Origin of the sequence: Enterobacter cloacae complex sp. SHL021, from assembly GCF_049237765.1 — a bacterium.
Lineage (GTDB): Bacteria > Pseudomonadota > Gammaproteobacteria > Enterobacterales > Enterobacteriaceae > Enterobacter > Enterobacter cloacae.
Map to the genome: position 1 here is coordinate 171070 of NZ_JBMKJG010000004.1, position 18420 is coordinate 189489.

Here is an 18420-nt window from a genome sequence, read left to right on the forward strand (position 1 = left end):
GAGAGGGCCAGGGTGAGGGCATCAGGCCGCACAATTCTGTACAAAAACAAAAAAGCCCGCAGAGCGGGCTTGTTTGTTTTAAGTGGCTGGGGTGCAGGGATTCGAACCCCGGAATGCTGGTATCAGAAACCAGAGCCTTACCGCTTGGCGACACCCCAATTGCGTTAAACGTACTGCTTAACGACTTTTAAATTGGCTGGGGTACGAGGATTCGAACCTCGGAATGCCGGAATCAGAATCCGGTGCCTTACCGCTTGGCGATACCCCAACAATTTTTTATTACCGAAACAGATCGATAATCTTAATATGGTGGCTACGACGGGATTCGAACCTGTGACCCCATCATTATGAGTGATGTGCTCTAACCAACTGAGCTACGTAGCCAGTACTGCGTTCTTCGATGGCTGGGGTACCTGGATTCGAACCAGGGAATGCCGGTATCAAAAACCGGTGCCTTACCGCTTGGCGATACCCCAATACCGCGGAGAACCGCATGATCGAAGAAATATGGCTGGGGTACCTGGATTCGAACCAGGGAATGCCGGTATCAAAAACCGGTGCCTTACCGCTTGGCGATACCCCATCCGTGCAACGCTTACCTGGGAATGGTGCGGGAGGCGAGACTTGAACTCGCACACCTTGCGGCGCCAGAACCTAAATCTGGTGCGTCTACCAATTTCGCCACTCCCGCAAAAAAGATGGTGGCTACGACGGGATTCGAACCTGTGACCCCATCATTATGAGTGATGTGCTCTAACCAACTGAGCTACGTAGCCATCTTTTTTTCGCGTTACCTTATCGGCGTTGCGGGGCGCATTATGCGTATAGACCCTTGCAGCGTCAACACCTTTTTCAACGAAAATGGCCGGAATGTGACTGTTTGGTTAGGTTGCGAACAGCGTGACCGAATATTCGGCAATTATTGGTTATTAATCGATTTTAGACGGTGAAATGTAAGGCAAATAAAAACAGGCCCCGCAGGGCCTGATGTTCAAATACGTGTTTATTTATAGGCAGACTGGTGAACGCCTACCGCACGTCCTGATGGATCGTTCATAGCTTTGAAAGATTCATCCCATTCAATGGCTTTCGCTGAAGAGCAGGCCACTGATGGACCGCCTGGCACACACTCAGCAGCACTCGGTACCGGGAACAGCTCTTCGAAGATCTCACGGTACAGATACGCTTCTTTAGAGCCTGGCGTGTTGTACGGGAAGCGGAAGCTTGCTGTTTCCAGTTGTTGGTCTGAAACCTGTTTCGCGGCCACCTCTTTCAGGGTGTCGATCCAGCTGTAGCCAACGCCATCCGAGAACTGCTCTTTCTGACGCCACGCCACGCTCGCCGGCAGGTAGGATTCAAAACATTCACGCAGGATATGTTTTTCCATTTTACCGTTGCCGCACATTTTGTCCTGCGGGTTAATGCGCATGGCCACGTCGAGGAATTTTTTATCCAGGAACGGAACGCGCGCTTCAACACCCCATGCGGACATCGCTTTGTTAGCACGTGCGCAGTCAAACATGTGCAGCGCCTGCAGTTTACGTACGGTCTCTTCATGCAGCTCTTTCGCGTTCGGCGCTTTATGGAAGTACAGGTAACCGCCAAACACTTCATCAGAGCCTTCGCCTGACAACACCATCTTGATGCCCATTGCTTTAATCTTACGGGACATCAGGTACATAGGGGTGGAAGCGCGAATAGTCGTCACATCATAGGTTTCAATGTGATAGATCACGTCGCGGATCGCATCCAGACCTTCCTGCACGGTGAAATGAATTTCATGGTGCACGGTGCCGAGGTGGTTCGCCACGTCCTGCGCGGCTTTCAGATCCGGTGCACCTTCCAGCCCGACGGCAAAGGAGTGCAGCTGCGGCCACCAGGCTTCTGAACGCTCCTGATCTTCCACACGACGCGCCGCAAATTTTTTAGTAATGGCTGAAATAACGGAGGAGTCCAGTCCGCCGGAGAGCAGCACACCGTAAGGCACGTCTGACATCAGGTGGCTTTTAACGGAATCTTCCAGCGCCTGACGCAGCTCGGCTTTGTCAGTCACGTTGTCTTTTACCGCGTCATAGTCAAACCAGTCGCGCTGGTAGTACTGACGGATTTCGCCATCTTTGCTCCACAGGTAACTACCTGCCGGGAACTCTTTAATGGTGCGGCATACCGGCACCAGCGCTTTCATTTCAGACGCAACATAGAAGTTGCCGTGTTCATCATGGCCCATATACAGCGGAATGATACCAATGTGGTCGCGGCCGATCAGATAAGCGTCTTTTTCGCTGTCGTACAGGGCGAATGCAAACATACCCTGCAGGTCGTCCAGGAACTCAGGGCCTTTCTCCTGATACAGCGCCAGAATGACTTCACAGTCAGAGCCGGTCTGGAAGGCGTAACGATCGCCATATTCGGCACGCAGCGCCTGATGGTTATAAATTTCACCGTTTACAGCCAGCGCGTGTGTTTTTTTCTCGTTATACAGCGGCTGTGCACCGGCGTTGACGTCTACAATCGACAGACGTTCGTGAGCCAGAATTGCTTTGTCACTGGCGTAAATACCGGACCAGTCCGGGCCGCGATGGCGCATCAGGCGGGACAGCTCGAGTGCTTTTTTACGCAGTTCGCCCGCGTCAGTTTTAATATCCAGTACGCCAAAAATTGAACACATAACCTTCTCCGTTAACCCTGTTGCTTTGTAATGTTGCTTGCTTATGAAAATGCCGCAAAGGAGAAGAGCGCGCAAGGGTTTTACCGGGTTAAACGAAAATAGTGCAATGGTGATTGCGGAATGTTGAAAAAAGAGTATGTCATGAACAGTTTTATTGATGATTATTCAATGAATTGGCGTTTTTGTTAGATGTGATTTTATTGGACGGGGCTATAAATGAAAAACCACGCCCTGAGGCGTGGTTGGGAATCAGATAATGTCAATCTCGTCGACGGAGGGGTAGATCCAGCTCGGCCGGAACGGCATCGAATCAATGTCATCAAGTTGAGAGACACCGGAGAGCACCAGAATGGTCTCCAGACCCGCCTGGAAACCGGCCAGAATATCGGTGCGCAGGTTATCACCGACAATCACCGTCTCTTCAGAGTGGGCCTGCATCGTGTTCAGCGCGGCACGAATGATCCACGGGCTCGGTTTACCGACCACAAACGGCTTACGACCGGAGATTTTTTCGATACCGGCGCACAGTGCGCCGCAGGCCGGATAGAAACCACGGCCGTGCGTATCCGGGTTGGTGGCGATAAAGCGCGCGCCGCTGGCGACAAAGTAGGCGGCCTTATGCATCATCTCCCAGTTAAACGAGCGCGTTTCGCCGACGATCACAAAGTCCGGGTTCACATCGGTAATGGTAAAGCCTGCTTTATATAGCTCGTGGATCAGCGCACCTTCACCGACCACGTAGGCTTTTTTCCCTTCCTGACGCTTCAAAAAATCTGCCGTCGCCATTGCGGAGGTATAAAACACGCTGTCCGGTACGTTAATGCCCGCAGTGGCAAAACGGTTCGCCAGATCCTGACCGGTTTGGGAAGGGTAGTTCGTGAGAAGAACCAGCGGCATTCCTTTGTCGATGATGCGGTGTAGAAACTCCGCAGCACCTGGCACGGCGACGTTGTCGTGCATCAGCACGCCGTCAATATCACAAATTACATTCTTAATGGTCATGAACAATCCGACATCAAAAAAAGAAGGCGTTACTATAAGTCCCGATTAGCTTTCCAGCAAATGCTGCAACAGGATCCCGTTGAGCATGGCGCGTTTGACCAGCGCAAACGCGCCAATCGCAGAGCGGTGATCCAGCGTCGAACGCACGACCGGTAAATTCTGACGAAACGCTTTCAACGCCTGGGTGTTAATGCAGCCTTCAATCGCGGGCAGTAACACTTTTTCCGCCTCGACGATTTCACCTGCAATCACCACTTTTTGTGGATTAAAAAGGTTGATGGCAATGGCAATGGTTTTGCCGAGGTGGCGCCCGACCTGTTCGATCACTTCGCAGGCCAGCGCATCGCCTTTATTGGCGGCTTTGCAGATGGCGCCGATTTTACAATCATCCAGCGTCACGCGGCTCTGGTAGCCTTGTTCCAGCAGATGACGGACGCGATGCTCAATGGCCGCGTTGGCGGCAACCGTTTCAAGACAGCCAAAATTACCGCAGTGGCAGCGCTCGCCAAGCGGTTCCACCTGGATATGACCAATCTCGCCCACATTGCCGTTACGGCCAATAAAGATACGTCCGTTGGAGATAATGCCCGCCCCGGTACCGCGGTGAACACGCACCAGAATAGAGTCTTCACAGTCCTGACTCGCACCAAAGTAGTGCTCGGCCAGCGCCAGCGAGCGGATGTCGTGACCCACAAAGCAGGTCACTTTAAAGCGCTTTTCCAGCGCCTCCACCAGCGCCCAGTTCTCGACCGGGATATGTGGCATATAACGAATGACACCGCTTTCCGGATCAACCAGCCCGGGCAGGATCACCGAAATGGCGATGAGCTCGCGGATCTTGCGCTGACAGATTTCGATAAAGTGCGCGATGGTATTGAGCAGCGCGTGCTCCAGTGTCTCCTGGGTGCGCTCCGGAAGAGGGTAGTGCTCTTCGGCAATGGCTTTACTGCTCAGATCGTAAAGCGTCAGGGTGGTGTCATGGCGACCAAGACGAACGCCAATGGCCTGAAAATTGCGGGTTTCGGTGATGATGGAAATTGCGCGGCGGCCCCCGGTGGAGGCCTGCTGATCGACTTCTTTGATCAGGCCGCGCTCAATAAGCTGACGTGTAATTTTTGTCACGCTGGCGGGAGCAAGCTGGCTTTGTTCGGCTATCTGAATACGTGAGATTGGCCCGTGTTGGTCAATCAGGCGATATACCGCCGCGCTGTTAAGCTGTTTAACGAGATCGACATTACCGATTTGAGCTTGTCCGCCTGGTGTCATACTTTTACTTACTCAGTGACGACCTCGTTACCATTAACGATGGTCTTAATAATTTTATAATCGTGTGTGAATGCCGTCAGGTTTGCAACCATGCCTGGTGCAATTCCGCCAAGCTGTTTATCCACGCCGATGGCACGCGCAGGATAAAGGGTTGCCATGCGCAGCACTTCTTCAAGCGCAATGCCGCAATGCTCGACCAGGTTACGCACGCCTTCAATCATGGTCAGGGAGGAGCCGCTCAACGTACCGTTTTCATCCACACACAGTCCGTTGCGGTAGTATATTGTTTTACCGGCAAAAATGAACTGCTCAATATTTGCACCTGCCGGTGCGGTGGCATCCGTCACCAGGCAAAGCTTGTCACCTTTCAGCCGCTTGGCGTTGCGAATGTTGGTGTAATCGACGTGTAAACCGTCCGCGATGATGCCGCAGTAAACGTCTGGCTCATCCAGAATCGCCCCAACCAGCCCCGGTTCACGACCCGTGATATACGGCATGGCGTTATACAGGTGTGTCGCAAAGGTAATACCCGCACGGAAACCGGCTTTTGCCTCTTTCAGCGTGGCGTTTGAATGTCCCGCTGACACGACAATCCCGGCGGCGGCCAGTTTGCTGATCACGTCAGTACCGGTCATTTCAGGTGCCAGCGTCACTTTGGTGATCACATCCGCATTGGCACACATATAGTCGACCAGTTCGGCATCAGGTTTACGCACGTAATCCGGATTATGCGTCCCTTTCTTCACCATATTCAGCCATGGCCCTTCAAGGTGCAGACCCAGAGCCTGATTTGGGTGTTTCGCCAGGTATTCACGCATAACGCGGATACCCTGTTTCATCAGCTCATCGCTGCTGGTGATGAGGGTTGGCAGATAGCTGGTGCAGCCCGATTTCTCGTTCGCTTTCTGCATGATTTCCAGCGTTTCGACGGTGACGGCGTCTGCGGTGTCGTTAAACTGCACACCGCCGCAGCCGTTCAGCTGTACGTCGATAAAACCGGGGGAGATTACTGCTCCATTGAGTGAGCGCTGTTCAATCTCCGGCGGCAGCTCTGCCAGCGGACAAACACGTTCAATCAGGCCATTGGCGATAACAATCGCATGGTCATCCAGAATTTCATGGCCGGTATAAATCCGACCGTGGGTTAAAGCGTACATAACGACCCCCGGTTAAAAAAAGCGGCCGCCTCTTCATGAAGAGGCGGTTATTCAATTACAGACCTTTGATGTTCTCAGCTTCTAACTCGTTGAAGTATTTCAGCGTCTTCACCTTCAGTTCCATCGTGGACGGTTCGTCACAGATGATGACGGATTTTGGATGCAGCTGCAGGCAGCTGATGGTCCACATGTGGTTTACGTTGCCTTCAACGGCAGCCTGGAGCGCCTGCGCTTTCACGCTGCCCAGGACCAGAATCATCACTTCTTCGGCATCCAGCAGCGTGCCGACACCGACGGTCAGGGCATATTTAGGAACCTGGTTCACATCGCCATCAAAGAAGCGGGAGTTTGCCACGCGCGTGTCATGGGTCAGCGTTTTAATACGGGTACGGGACGCCAGTGACGACGCGGGTTCGTTAAACGCGATATGACCATCGTTACCCACACCGCCCATAAACAGGTGGATTTTACCGTAAGAACGGATTTTTTCTTCATACTGACGGCATTCTGCGTCAATATCAGGCGCGTTTCCATTCAGCAGATTAATGTTTTCAGCTGGAATATCAACGTGATCAAAGAAATTACGGTGCATGAAGCTATGGTAGCTTTCCGGGTGATCCTTCGGTAAGCCGACATATTCATCCATGTTGAAGGTGACAACGTGTTTGAAGCTAACCTGGCCTGCTTTGTGCATCTCTACCAGTGCTTTATATGCGGTCAGCGGTGTGCCGCCGGTAGGGAGGCCAAGTACGAAAGGACGATCGGCGGTTGGTTTGAAGGCGTTAATACGGTTAACGATATGGCGAGCGGCCCATTTACCGACTTGTTCAGCAGTTGCCAGGGGAATCAGTCTCATTGTTCACCTCAAGAGTTTAAGTAGAAGAGTGGGCGGATGGGTATCGGGACCTGATACTTAAGCGTAACCTGGAACCTTTCAGGCCGGATCAATCCGTCTTGATTTTTCGAATGATAAAATAAGTTTTCGATGTTAGCCAGTGAAAGGGAGGGTTATAAACGATATTTGGTGACAAAAATCACAAAAAGTACGCTTTTAATTTGTGATACGAATTAATTTTTCACACACTCACAATGCCAGTGAATCATCAACTGTATTTCTAGTTCGTGACACAATAAAAAACATAGTTAATGCACGAGCCTTAACAAGGGTCTCGTAGGGGGAATAGGATGAATATTTTAGGTTTTTTCCAGCGCCTCGGTAGGGCATTGCAGCTCCCTATCGCCGTGCTACCGGTTGCAGCACTGCTGTTGCGATTCGGGCAACCCGATCTTCTTAACGTGCCGTTTATCGCGCAAGCGGGTGGTGCGATATTTGACAACCTGGCGCTGATTTTCGCCATCGGCGTGGCGTCCAGCTGGTCTAAAGACAGCGCGGGTGCCGCGGCGCTGGCAGGGGCAGTCGGTTATTTCATCCTGACCAAAGCGATGGTAACCATCAACCCTGAAATCAACATGGGTGTTCTGGCGGGTATTATTACCGGTCTGGTCGGCGGTGCAGTGTACAACCGTTGGGCGGGTATCAAACTGCCAGATTTCCTGAGCTTCTTTGGCGGAAAACGCTTTGTTCCGATTGCGACCGGCTTTTTCTGTCTGATTCTGGCCGCTATCTTTGGTTATGTCTGGCCGCCGGTACAGCATGCCATTCATGCAGGCGGTGAGTGGATCGTGTCTGCGGGCGCAATGGGTGCAGGTATCTTCGGTTTCATCAACCGTCTGCTGATCCCAACCGGCCTGCATCAGGTTCTGAACACCATCGCATGGTTCCAGATTGGTGAGTTTACCAACGCGGCAGGTACCGTATTCCACGGTGATATCAACCGCTTCTACGCGGGTGACGGCACCGCGGGCATGTTCATGTCTGGTTTCTTCCCAATCATGATGTTTGGTCTGCCGGGCGCTGCGCTGGCAATGTATCTGGCCGCGCCAAAAGCGCGTCGCCCAATGGTTGGCGGCATGCTGCTCTCTGTTGCGGTAACGGCGTTTCTGACCGGTGTTACTGAGCCACTGGAATTCCTGTTCATGTTCCTGGCTCCGCTGCTGTACCTCATGCACGCGGTGCTTACCGGTATCAGCCTGTTTGTGGCCACTCTGCTGGGCATTCACGCGGGCTTCTCCTTCTCTGCCGGTGCGATCGACTACGTGTTGATGTACAACCTGCCGGCAGCCAGCAAAAACGTCTGGATGCTGGTTGTGATGGGCCTGGTGTTCTTCGTTGTCTACTTCCTCCTGTTCAGCGCGGTTATTCGTATGTTTAACCTCAAAACGCCGGGTCGCGAAGATACTAAAGATGACGTCGTAACCAGTGAAGCAAACAGCAATACCGAAGAAGGGTTGACCCAGCTGGCAACCAGCTATATCGCCGCGGTAGGCGGTACCGACAACCTGAAAGCCATTGATGCTTGTATTACCCGTCTGCGTCTGACCGTTGGCGACTCTGCGCGCGTAAGCGATGCCATGTGCAAACGCCTGGGCGCGTCTGGTGTGGTGAAACTGAACAAACAAACCATCCAGGTTATTGTGGGTGCGAAAGCCGAATCTATCGGCGATGAAATGAAAAAAGTGGTTGCCCGTGGACCGGTCGCTGCTGCCTCAACGGATAGCGCGCCTGTTGCTGATGCTCCGGTTGCTAAACCGCAGGCTGTACCAAACGCCGCTACTATCGCCGCGCTGGTTTCACCGGTTACGGGTGAGGTGGTCGCGCTTGAGCAGGTACCTGACGAAGCGTTTGCCAGCAAAGCGGTCGGTGACGGTGTTGCGGTGAAACCAACGGAGAAAACCGTTGTGTCTCCTGCGGCGGGCACCATCGTGAAAATCTTCAACACCAACCACGCGTTCTGCCTCGAAACCGAAAAAGGCGCGGAGATCGTGGTTCATATGGGTATTGATACCGTTGCGCTGAACGGCCAGGGCTTTACTCGCCTGGTGGAAGAGGGCGCAGAAGTGGTTGCAGGTCAGCCGATTCTGGAAATGGATCTGGACTTCCTGAACGCCAATGCCCGTTCGATGATAAGCCCGGTGGTATGCAGCAACATCGACGACTTCAGCGGCCTGGTGCTTCAGGCGAAAGGTCAGGTGGTTGCGGGGCAAACGCCACTGTATGAGATTAAAGGCAAGTAATCGCTCCTGAGTAGAGTCATGCCTTAAGCGGCGGGGGAGATCCTCCGCCGCTTTTTTTTGCAGCAAATGCCCCCATTATTTTCTTCCGGGACGTTTTAAGGGTTGTCACTACGTCCGGCTTATAAGATCATATGCCGTTATACGTTGTTTACGCTTTGAGGAATCCACGATGAGTGAGGCAGAAGCCCGCCCGAGTAACTTTATTCGTCAGATCATCGATGAAGATCTGGCCAGTGGTAAGCACACCACAGTGCATACGCGTTTCCCGCCGGAGCCTAATGGCTACCTGCACATTGGTCACGCCAAATCGATCTGCCTGAACTTTGGTATCGCACAGGATTACCAGGGGCAGTGCAACCTGCGTTTCGATGACACCAACCCAGTAAAAGAAGACATCGAATACGTTGAGTCCATTAAGAACGACGTGCAATGGCTGGGCTTCAACTGGTCTGGCGATATCTGCTACTCCTCTGACTATTTCGATCAGCTGTATGCCTATGCCGTTGAGCTGATCAATAAAGGTCTGGCCTACGTTGACGAGCTCTCTGCGGATGAAATCCGTGAATACCGCGGCACGCTGACGGCACCGGGTAAAAACAGCCCGTTCCGCGATCGCAGCGTGGAAGAGAACCTGGCGCTGTTTGAAAAAATGCGTGCTGGTGGCTTCGAGGAAGGTAAAGCGTGCCTGCGTGCCAAAATCGATATGGCATCACCGTTTATCGTGATGCGCGACCCGGTGCTGTACCGCATTAAATTCGCTGAACATCACCAGACCGGTAACAAGTGGTGCATCTACCCGATGTACGACTTCACCCACTGCATCAGCGATGCGCTGGAAGGCATCACCCACTCGCTGTGTACGCTGGAATTCCAGGACAACCGTCGTCTGTACGACTGGGTGCTGGATAACATCACGATTCCGGTGCATCCGCGTCAGTACGAGTTCTCTCGTCTGAATCTGGAATACACCGTGATGTCCAAGCGTAAGCTGAACCTGCTGGTGACCGATAAGCACGTTGAAGGCTGGGACGACCCACGTATGCCGACCATCTCTGGTCTGCGCCGTCGCGGCTATACCGCGGCGTCAATCCGTGAGTTCTGCAAACGCATTGGCGTGACCAAGCAGGATAACACCATTGAGATGGCGTCTCTGGAATCCTGCATTCGTGAAGATCTGAACGAAAACGCGCCGCGCGCGATGGCCGTTATCGACCCGGTAAAACTGGTTATCGAAAACTATCCGCAGGGTGCGAGCGAAATGGTCTCGATGCCTAACCATCCGAACAAACCGGAGATGGGCAGTCGTGACGTACCGTTCAGTGGTGAAATCTGGATCGATCGTGCTGACTTCCGCGAAGAAGCGAACAAACAGTACAAGCGACTGGTGCTCGGTAAAGAGGTGCGTCTGCGTAACGCCTATGTGATCAAGGCTGAGCGCGTAGAAAAAGATGCGGAAGGCAACATCACCACGATCTTCTGCACATACGATGCCGAGACCCTGAGCAAAGATCCGGCGGACGGTCGTAAGGTGAAAGGCGTGATCCACTGGGTCAGTGCATCACACGCGCTGCCGGTAGAGATTCGTCTGTACGATCGTCTGTTCAGCGTGCCTAACCCAGGCGCAGCAGAAGACTTCCTGGCGACCATTAACCCGGAATCGCTGGTCATCAAACAGGGTTACGCTGAGCCATCCCTGAAAGCGGCTGAGGCGGGTAAAGCGTTCCAGTTTGAACGTGAAGGTTACTTCTGCCTGGACAGCCGTCACAGCACCGCTGAAAAACCGGTATTTAACCGTACGGTCGGTCTGCGTGATACCTGGACGAAAATCGGCGAATAATAACGCCGCGCTGGTCAATGAGAAACAAACGCCGCGTAATGCGGCGTTTTTTTATAGAGTGATCATGCCTTTAAAGCAGTAGCCAAATAGCGTTTATAAAAATAACAGGTCAATGTGGTGCTACTTATTTTTTTTAAAAAAAAGTTTATCCCCTTTCAAAAGTCTGACACACCGTAAAAAGAATATGATTTAACGCGTTACTTATTGAAAATCGGCCTTTTCCCCCGCCAGTTCTGGCATCCCGTTAAATGTTACAAAGCACTACCAATTATGTGCTCTTCGTCATAATCCTGAGTATTAGCCACCGAAAAGCATTGATAATTCGCGTCACGAAAAATAACCTAAAGACGGTAGTTATTCGAGGGTATTTCCGACTACCCCTGACCATCAGGTCTTTTATATTTTTCGCCGTTTTAGGCGTTTTAATTCGTCAAAGAGGAATAATCTATGCGTACGTTCAGTGGCAAACGTAGTGCGCTGGCGCTGGCTATTGCCGGTGTGACAGCAATGTCAGGCCTGGTGGTGACGCCAGACGCTAAAGCAGCAGGTTTCATCGATGATTCAACCCTCACGGGCGGTATTTATTACTGGCAGCGTGAACGTGACCGTAAAGATGTCACGGAAGATAAATATAAAACGAACCTTTCTCACTCTACCTGGAACGCCAACCTGGATTTCCAGTCTGGTTACGCTGCCGATATGTTCGGCCTGGATATTGCCGCCTTTACGGCAATTGAAATGGCGGAAAATGGTGACAGCGGCCACCCGAACGAAATAGCCTTCTCCTCCAGTAATAAAGCGTATAAAGAAGACTGGTCTGGAGATAAAAGCGGTATCAGCCTGTATAAAGCTGCCGCGAAATTTAAATACGGCCCGGTATGGGCGCGCGGTGGTTATATTCAGCCAACCGGTCAAACCCTGTTAGCACCGCACTGGAGCTTTATGCCAGGTACCTATCAGGGGGCAGAAGCGGGCGCCAATTTTGATTACGGTGACGCAGGTGCGTTGAGCTTCTCGTATATGTGGACCAACGAGTATAAAGCGCCGTGGCATATCGAAATGGACAAGTTCTACCAGAACGATAAAAAGACCAAAGTGGATTATCTTCACTCGCTGGGCGCGAAGTACGACTTTAAAAATGATTTAGTGCTTGAAGCGGCATTTGGTCAGGCGGAAGGTTATATCGATCAGTATTTTGCTAAGGCCAGTTATAAATTTGACATCGCGGGTAGCCCGCTGAGTACCAGCTACCAGTTCTACGGTACGCGAGATAAAGTCAGTGATGGTGGCGTGAATGATATTTATGACGGCACGGCGTGGTTGCAGGCGCTGACCTTCGGCTACAAAGTCGGTCAGGTAGATTTGCGTCTTGAAGGAACGTGGGTAAAAGCGGAAGGGCAGCAGGGCTACTTCCTGCAGCGTATGACCCCAACCTATGCCTCTTCAAACGGTCGTCTGGATATCTGGTGGGATAACCGTTCCGACTTCAACGCCGATGGCGAAAAAGCAGTCTTCTTCGGCGCAATGTATGATCTGAAAAACTGGAACCTGCCAGGCTGGGCGGTGGGGGCATCTTACGCCTACGCATGGGATGCGAAGCCTGCTGATATGGCAACGCCAGACGCATACTACGATCCAAACTATCGTCTCAAAGAATCCGCTTACAGCCTGGATGCGATCTACACCCTGCAGGATGGTCGCGCCAAAGGTACTATGTTCAAACTGCACTTTACACAATACGACAACCACTCCGATATCCCGAGCTACGCGGGCGGTTACGGCAACATCTTCCAGGATGAACGCGACGTGAAATTCATGGTTATCGCACCGTTCACCATCTTCTGATGACTCGTCCGGCGGGGTAATTCCCGCCGGACCGGAGACTACATATGAAAAAGATTGTAATCGTCGCGTTGCTGGCATCGGGACTGGTGGCTTGTGCGCAGAATCAGGCCCCGAAAGAGGACTCCCGTCTGAAAGAAGCCTACAGCGCGTGTATCAATACGGCGGAAGGTTCGCCGGAGAAGATCGAAGCCTGTCAGAGCGTGCTGAATGTGCTGAAAAAAGAGAAAGCGCATGAACAGTTCGCAACCCAGGAGAATATTCGCGTAATGGATTATCAGGCCTGTATCCAGGCGCGTAAAACCGGTAACGATCAGGAAGTCGCGAAGCGTTGCGATCAGATCTGGAAAGAGATTCGCAGCAACAACAGCCATTAACCCGCTGTTATCATGCCCGGTAGCGCTGCGCTGCCGGGCTTTTTTTTGCCAGACCGCAGGCAAAAAAAAGCCAACCTTGCGGCTGGCTCAGAGTATGAAACGTGTTTATTTCGCGTCGTGCGCGTGATCGTCTTCGCGGCAATCGCCTTCAGCGCAGTGACCATACAGGTACAGGCTGTGGTTCGTCAGGCGGATACCGTGACGTGCGGCGATTTCACGCTGGCGGGATTCAATGGAATCATCGCTGAATTCAATGACCTTGCCGCAATCCAGGCAGATCAGGTGATCGTGGTGATGCTGTTGAGTCAGTTCGAATACAGATTTACCGCCTTCGAAATTATGACGGGTGACAATGCCCGCGTCATCAAACTGGTTCAGCACACGATAGACGGTTGCCAGCCCAATCTCTTCGCCCATGTCGATAAGACGCTTATAAAGGTCTTCCGCACTGACATGGTGATTGTCTGGACCCTGAAGCACTTCAAGGATTTTTAACCGAGGAAGCGTAACTTTCAGGCCAGCCTTCTTTAATGCGGTATTGTTGTCAGTCATGCGGAATCTGTCCTGTTGCTAAACGATTCACTTCTGTAGGAAGTGACAGAAATTGCACCCGGGATAATGCGTCTCATTATAGAACTGCCATGGCTAAATGAAAACTGCAAGTCTCAGGTAAAGTATGCTTATAAAAACGTGGTATCACCAACAAACTTGCATTGTGAAAGCCACGTTTTATCAGGGGGTCATTGTACAGGTCTGGGCGAAAAAGTTAAAAGATTGTAGCAATTAATTTAATCGGTTTGACCTGGTTTATGGGCGCAACCACCGTTGCGCCGCAAGAATCATCAGGCGTTGAGAATATCGTCCAGGTGCAGCTCTTCACGGATCTGCTTAACCCATTTTTCAACGCGCTCGGCGGTCAGTTCTGGCTGACGATCTTCGTCAATCGCCAGACCCACGAAGTGATCGTCGTCTGCCAGACCTTTAGACGCTTCGAAGTGGTAACCAGCGGTAGGCCAGTGACCTACAATAACGGCACCGTTTGGCTCAATAATGTCGCGGATGGTGCCCAGCGCATCACAGAAGTACTCTGCATAGTCTTCCTGGTCGCCGCAGCCAAACAGGGCAACCAGCTTGCCGTTGAAATCCACCTCTTCCAGCGTTGGGAAGAAATCATCCCAGTCACACTGGGCTTCACCGTAATACCAGGTCGGAATACCCAGCAGCAGGATGTCATAGCCTTCGAGATCTTCTTTGCTGCTCTTGGCGATGTCGTGCACATCGGCAACGTCTTTACCGAGCTGTTTCTGAATGTTTTTTGCGATATTTTCGGTATTGCCGGTATCACTGCCGAAGAAAATGCCGATAATTGCCATGAGTAAAATAACCTCTTGATACTTAATGGTATGGTGGCGCAATTTGTCCACGGATAAAGGCAATAATAGCAGAACAGGCAACCCTGCGGAAACAGCTATCGCGCAGGACTGCACTCTGTGCTACATGAAAAGGGTAATAAAGGGATTTTTCGGACTTATGCCTTACTGCGCATGGTCTCGAGTTGGGTGAGTAACATCTCTTCGATCAGCTCGCTGCGGCTGATATTACGCGCGTCAGCCAGTTCGTTTAGCGCATCGACAGCGTCGGCGTTGAGCTTCAGTTCGACACGCTTAAGCCCACGATTTTTATCGCGTTTAAGCTGGTTGCGTTTATTAATACGCAGCTGTTCGTCGCGCGAAAGCGGATTCGTTTTTGGTCGTCCCGGTCGACGCTCATTCGCGAACAGATCTAGTGTCGTACGGTCCGTTTGTTCTTTGGCCATGATTCTGAGACTTCGGGGGAAACACGCCGCCCTGCTAATGCCTGGGCGATAAGCGCGCCATCATACATCACCAAAAACGGCACGCCAACGACTGGAAGCCCGCAGCCTTCCAGTCGCTCTCTTTTTAATCAATTTGCCGTATCAGTCAGATAGCGGCGAATGGCGCGTAAGACGGCGTCTGGTTTTTCCGCATGAACCCAATGTCCGGCGCCAGCTATGACATGAGCGCGTGCCTGCGGGAATTGCGCCAGCAGGGTATCGCGACAGGCGTCGGTAACGTAGGGCGAATTGCCGCCACGAATGAAGAGGGTAGGGTGCGGCCATGCCGGAACGGTTTCCCAACCAACGATGTTATCGTACTGCTCCCACAGCACCGGCACGTTGAACCGCCACTGGCCGTCAACGAACGATTTCAGCAGAAACTGGATAACCCCTTCTTCATCCAGATGCTCACGCATAACGACGGCTGCCTGTTGGCGCGTCGAGACGCCAGCGTTGGTCACCGCGTTGATGGCGGCGAAAATCTCATCATGGCGACGGACGTTGTAATCCACCGGGGCGACATCTATGACCACCAGGCCACTTATTCTGTCTGGTGCCAGAGCCGTCAGGGCCATGACCGCTTTGCCGCCCATTGAATGCCCGATCAACGTCACTTTCTCGAGAGTGTTGGCATCCAGCGTATCCAGCAGATCCTGCGCCATGGCCGCATAGGTCATCTCTTCTGAACGCCCGGAAAGGCCATGATTTCGCATATCCACTTGCAAAATATCGTGATCGGTAACCAGATCGCGTGCCAGCACGCCCAGGTTATCCAGGCTGCCAAACAGCCCGTGAACCAGTACGATGGGAGGATTCGTGTTCGGCGATTGTGCAGATTGCGCTCGGGTATTCAATTTCATGGCAAAGTTCTTTTTTTAGGTGTGACAGGTTAGGGTATTATGTTGACCATTCTGCCGCCCGGCTGCAAGGTTCCAGTTTAATCTGACTTTTGCCGCCAACCTGGTTTGACGCTATCCGCTGTTGGGATTTGACTTTATAATCTCAACGACTTGTATTCAGATAAGATATCGCACTGGATTAAGATGAAAACAATCGAAGTTGATGACGAACTCTATCAGTTTATTGCCAGCCAAACGCGGCATATCGGGGAGAGCGCGTCCGACATTTTACGGCGTATGCTTAAAATTTCCGCCGCCTCACCGTCTGCTACCCCAGCCACTAAAGATGTCGTGTCTCAGCCGAGTGTTGTTGCACAAGCAAAACCTGCCGTCGTGCAGGTGAAAGACAAAGTACGTGCGATGCGCGAGCTGCTGCTGTCTGATGAATATGCAGAGCAGAAAAAAGCGGTCAACCGCTTCATGCTGGTGCTGTCTACACTTTATTCACTGGATAACAAGGCGTTTGCTGAAGCGACTGAGTCGCTGCACGGTCGCACGCGCGTCTATTTCGCGGGCGACGAGCAGACGCTGCTGCAAAATGGCAACCAGACCAAACCTAAACATGTCCCTGGCACACCGTACTGGGTCATCACCAATACCAATACGGGCCGCAAGTGCAGCATGGTTGAACACATCATGCAGTCCATGCAGTTCCCGGCGGAATTGATTGAAAAGGTTTGCGGTACAATTTAACCCTTGCATCAGAAGGACCCGGTAATGGCAAATCACAGCCGTGCAGGCCAACCTGCACAACAAAGCGATTTGATTAACGTCGCTCAGCTGACCGCGCAGTATTATGTGCTGAAACCGGTCGTGGGCAACGCAGAACACGCAGTGAAGTTTGGGACATCAGGCCATCGCGGTAGCGCGGCACGCCATAGCTTTAACGAACCGCACATTCTGGCCATTGCTCAGGCCATCGCGGAAGAGCGCGCCAAAAATGGTGTTACCGGTCCGTGCTACGTGGGGAAAGATACTCACGCCCTGTCTGAACCGGCATTCATTTCCGTGCTGGAAGTTCTGGCGGCGAACGGCGTTGATGTAATTGTGCAGGAAAATAACGGTTTCACCCCAACGCCTGCCGTTTCTAACGCTATCCTTGTGCACAACAAAAAAGGTGGCCCACAGGCTGACGGTATCGTTATCACGCCTTCTCACAACCCGCCGGAAGACGGTGGTATCAAATACAACCCACCTAACGGTGGCCCGGCAGATACCAACGTCACCAAAGTGATGGAAGACCGCGCCAACGCCTTAATGGCCGATGGTCTGAAAGGCGTTAAGCGTATTTCTCTGGATGCGGCCATGGCGTCCGGCCACGTGAAAGAGCAGGATCTGGTGCAGCCATTCGTGGAAGGGCTGGCGGATATCGTCGATATGGCGGCTATCCAGAAAGCCGGCCTGAAGCTGGGTGTGGATCCGCTGGGCGGCTCCGGTATTGAATACTGGAAACGCATTGCAGAGCATTACAAGCTGGATCTGACCATCGTTAACGATCACGTCGATCAGACCTTCCGCTTTATGCACCTTGATAAAGACGGTGCGATCCGTATGGACTGCTCCTCTGAGTGCGCGATGGCAGGCCTGCTGGCACTGCGTGACAAATTCGATCTGGCCTTCGCCAACGACCCGGATTATGACCGCCACGGTATCGTTACCCCGGCCGGGCTGATGAACCCAAACCACTACCTGGCTGTGGCAATCAACTACCTGTTCCAGCACCGCCCGCAGTGGGGCAAAGAGGTGGCTGTGGGTAAAACGCTGGTCTCTTCAGCCATGATCGACCGCGTGGTTGACGCGCTGGGTCGCAAGCTGGTGGAAGTGCCGGTTGGTTTTAAATGGTTTGTTGATGGTCTGCATAACGGCAGCTTCGGCTTTGGTGGTGAAGAGAGCGCGGGGGCATCCTTCCTGCGTTTCGATGGCACACCATGGTCAACCGACAAAGACGGTATCATCATGTGTCTGCTGGCGGCGGAGATCACCGCGGTCACCGGCAAGAACCCGCAGGAACACTACGACGAGCTGGCGGCGCGCTTTGGTGCTCCGAGCTACAACCGTATCCAGGCAAGCGCGACCTCCGCACAGAAAGCAGCCCTGTCTAAACTCTCTCCGGAGATGGTCAGTGCCAGCACGCTGGCCGGTGATCCCATCACGGCCCGTCTGACGGCAGCGCCGGGTAACGGTGCCTCTATCGGTGGTCTGAAAGTGATGACCGAAAATGGCTGGTTCGCCGCGCGTCCATCCGGTACGGAAGATGCGTACAAAATCTATTGTGAAAGCTTCCTCGGCGCTGAGCATCGCCAGCAGATTGAGAAAGAAGCGGTAGAGATTGTCAGCGAAGTGCTGAAAAACGCGTAAGTGGTGTTCGGTGCGGGCTGA

Annotated in this window: 15 protein-coding genes and 7 tRNA genes; 6 read left to right on the top strand and 16 right to left on the bottom strand. The window is 52.5% G+C overall.

The features are described 5' to 3' along the window. Nucleotides 1-83: 83 nt before the first annotated feature. From ACOTZF_RS05600 to nagB, 12 genes are all read right to left on the bottom strand, one after another. Nucleotides 84-158 (bottom strand) — tRNA-Gln (locus tag ACOTZF_RS05600). 35 nt (nt 159-193) lie between these two features. Beyond that, a tRNA-Gln gene (locus ACOTZF_RS05605) sits at nt 194-268 on the bottom strand. A gap of 39 nt (nt 269-307) precedes the next feature. Further along, a tRNA-Met gene (locus ACOTZF_RS05610) sits at nt 308-384 on the bottom strand. Between the two features lie 17 nt (nt 385-401). Next, nucleotides 402-476, bottom strand: a tRNA-Gln gene (locus ACOTZF_RS05615). A 32-nt stretch (nt 477-508) separates the two neighbouring features. Continuing rightward, a tRNA-Gln gene (locus tag ACOTZF_RS05620) sits at nt 509-583 on the bottom strand. Nucleotides 584-606: 23 nt separating this feature from the next. After that, nucleotides 607-691 (bottom strand) — tRNA-Leu (locus tag ACOTZF_RS05625). Nucleotides 692-699: 8 nt separating this feature from the next. Further along, nucleotides 700-776: transfer RNA gene (locus ACOTZF_RS05630), tRNA-Met, on the bottom strand. 227 nt (nt 777-1003) lie between these two features. Next, entirely contained in the window at nt 1004-2668 is a 1665-nt protein-coding gene (gene asnB / locus ACOTZF_RS05635) for an asparagine synthase B (protein ID WP_013097572.1), read from the bottom strand. A 249-nt stretch (nt 2669-2917) separates the two neighbouring features. After that, complete coding sequence (nagD, locus tag ACOTZF_RS05640; protein WP_013097571.1) at nt 2918-3670, bottom strand: ribonucleotide monophosphatase NagD; 753 nt, start codon at nt 3668-3670, stop codon at nt 2918-2920. 45 nt (nt 3671-3715) lie between these two features. Continuing rightward, nucleotides 3716-4936 carry a DNA-binding transcriptional regulator NagC gene (gene nagC / locus ACOTZF_RS05645; RefSeq protein ID WP_129251521.1) on the bottom strand — a complete coding sequence of 407 codons (1221 nt, stop codon included), beginning with the start codon at nt 4934-4936 and terminating at the stop codon, nt 3716-3718. Nucleotides 4937-4944: 8 nt separating this feature from the next. Then, nucleotides 4945-6093, bottom strand: a complete 1149-nt coding sequence (nagA, locus tag ACOTZF_RS05650; protein WP_013097569.1) for an N-acetylglucosamine-6-phosphate deacetylase — start codon at nt 6091-6093, stop codon at nt 4945-4947. Between the two features lie 55 nt (nt 6094-6148). Further along, nucleotides 6149-6949 (bottom strand): glucosamine-6-phosphate deaminase, encoded by an 801-nt coding sequence (nagB, locus tag ACOTZF_RS05655; RefSeq protein ID WP_095439891.1) that lies wholly within the window; start codon nt 6947-6949, stop codon nt 6149-6151. 329 nt (nt 6950-7278) lie between these two features. Here nagB and nagE point away from each other — a divergent pair, with 329 nt between their 5' ends. The 4 genes from nagE to chiQ all read left to right on the top strand — a co-directional run bounded on the left by nagE (nt 7279) and on the right by chiQ (nt 13284). Then, a complete protein-coding gene (gene nagE, locus ACOTZF_RS05660; protein ID WP_020684946.1) occupies nt 7279-9228 on the top strand; it encodes a PTS N-acetyl glucosamine transporter subunit IIABC in 1950 nt (649 codons plus the stop codon). Nucleotides 9229-9397: 169 nt separating this feature from the next. Continuing rightward, entirely contained in the window at nt 9398-11065 is a 1668-nt protein-coding gene (gene glnS / locus ACOTZF_RS05665) for a glutamine--tRNA ligase (protein ID WP_013097566.1), read from the top strand. Nucleotides 11066-11512: 447 nt separating this feature from the next. After that, on the top strand, nt 11513-12910 hold the full coding sequence (chiP, locus tag ACOTZF_RS05670; protein WP_038418907.1) for a chitoporin ChiP: 1398 nt from the start codon (nt 11513-11515) through the stop codon (nt 12908-12910). A gap of 44 nt (nt 12911-12954) precedes the next feature. Beyond that, entirely contained in the window at nt 12955-13284 is a 330-nt protein-coding gene (gene chiQ / locus ACOTZF_RS05675; RefSeq protein WP_013097564.1) for a ChiQ/YbfN family lipoprotein, read from the top strand. A 105-nt stretch (nt 13285-13389) separates the two neighbouring features. On the opposite strand, the gene fur is transcribed toward chiQ, so the two are convergent. The 4 genes from fur to ybfF form a co-directional block, all read right to left on the bottom strand. Next, a complete protein-coding gene (gene fur / locus ACOTZF_RS05680; protein WP_010428651.1) occupies nt 13390-13836 on the bottom strand; it encodes a ferric iron uptake transcriptional regulator in 447 nt (148 codons plus the stop codon). A 290-nt stretch (nt 13837-14126) separates the two neighbouring features. After that, nucleotides 14127-14657 carry a flavodoxin FldA gene (gene fldA / locus ACOTZF_RS05685; protein WP_008501067.1) on the bottom strand — a complete coding sequence of 177 codons (531 nt, stop codon included), beginning with the start codon at nt 14655-14657 and terminating at the stop codon, nt 14127-14129. 155 nt (nt 14658-14812) lie between these two features. After that, nucleotides 14813-15100 (bottom strand): LexA regulated protein, encoded by a 288-nt coding sequence (ybfE, locus tag ACOTZF_RS05690; RefSeq protein ID WP_013097563.1) that lies wholly within the window; start codon nt 15098-15100, stop codon nt 14813-14815. A 128-nt stretch (nt 15101-15228) separates the two neighbouring features. Further along, complete coding sequence (ybfF, locus tag ACOTZF_RS05695; protein WP_129251520.1) at nt 15229-16002, bottom strand: esterase; 774 nt, start codon at nt 16000-16002, stop codon at nt 15229-15231. 183 nt (nt 16003-16185) lie between these two features. Between ybfF and seqA the strand changes: the two genes are divergently transcribed. Beyond that, nucleotides 16186-16734, top strand: a complete 549-nt coding sequence (gene seqA / locus ACOTZF_RS05700) for a replication initiation negative regulator SeqA (RefSeq protein WP_020684949.1) — start codon at nt 16186-16188, stop codon at nt 16732-16734. 24 nt (nt 16735-16758) lie between these two features. Then, a complete protein-coding gene (gene pgm / locus ACOTZF_RS05705; protein ID WP_310824337.1) occupies nt 16759-18399 on the top strand; it encodes a phosphoglucomutase (alpha-D-glucose-1,6-bisphosphate-dependent) in 1641 nt (546 codons plus the stop codon). Nucleotides 18400-18420: the final 21 nt, after the last annotated feature.

Coding starts and splice junctions, on each gene's coding strand:
- fur (WP_010428651.1), bottom strand. CDS start 13,836: ATGACTGACAACAATACCGCATTAAAGAAGGCTGGCCTGAAAGTTACG.
- chiQ (WP_013097564.1), top strand. CDS start 12,955: ATGAAAAAGATTGTAATCGTCGCGTTGCTGGCATCGGGACTGGTGGCT.
- nagA (WP_013097569.1), bottom strand. CDS start 6,093: ATGTACGCTTTAACCCACGGTCGGATTTATACCGGCCATGAAATTCTG.
- nagD (WP_013097571.1), bottom strand. CDS start 3,670: ATGACCATTAAGAATGTAATTTGTGATATTGACGGCGTGCTGATGCAC.
- ybfE (WP_013097563.1), bottom strand. CDS start 15,100: ATGGCCAAAGAACAAACGGACCGTACGACACTAGATCTGTTCGCGAAT.
- nagB (WP_095439891.1), bottom strand. CDS start 6,949: ATGAGACTGATTCCCCTGGCAACTGCTGAACAAGTCGGTAAATGGGCC.
- pgm (WP_310824337.1), top strand. CDS start 16,759: ATGGCAAATCACAGCCGTGCAGGCCAACCTGCACAACAAAGCGATTTG.
- glnS (WP_013097566.1), top strand. CDS start 9,398: ATGAGTGAGGCAGAAGCCCGCCCGAGTAACTTTATTCGTCAGATCATC.
- nagE (WP_020684946.1), top strand. CDS start 7,279: ATGAATATTTTAGGTTTTTTCCAGCGCCTCGGTAGGGCATTGCAGCTC.
- nagC (WP_129251521.1), bottom strand. CDS start 4,936: ATGACACCAGGCGGACAAGCTCAAATCGGTAATGTCGATCTCGTTAAA.
- fldA (WP_008501067.1), bottom strand. CDS start 14,657: ATGGCAATTATCGGCATTTTCTTCGGCAGTGATACCGGCAATACCGAA.
- chiP (WP_038418907.1), top strand. CDS start 11,513: ATGCGTACGTTCAGTGGCAAACGTAGTGCGCTGGCGCTGGCTATTGCC.
- asnB (WP_013097572.1), bottom strand. CDS start 2,668: ATGTGTTCAATTTTTGGCGTACTGGATATTAAAACTGACGCGGGCGAA.
- ybfF (WP_129251520.1), bottom strand. CDS start 16,002: ATGAAATTGAATACCCGAGCGCAATCTGCACAATCGCCGAACACGAAT.
- seqA (WP_020684949.1), top strand. CDS start 16,186: ATGAAAACAATCGAAGTTGATGACGAACTCTATCAGTTTATTGCCAGC.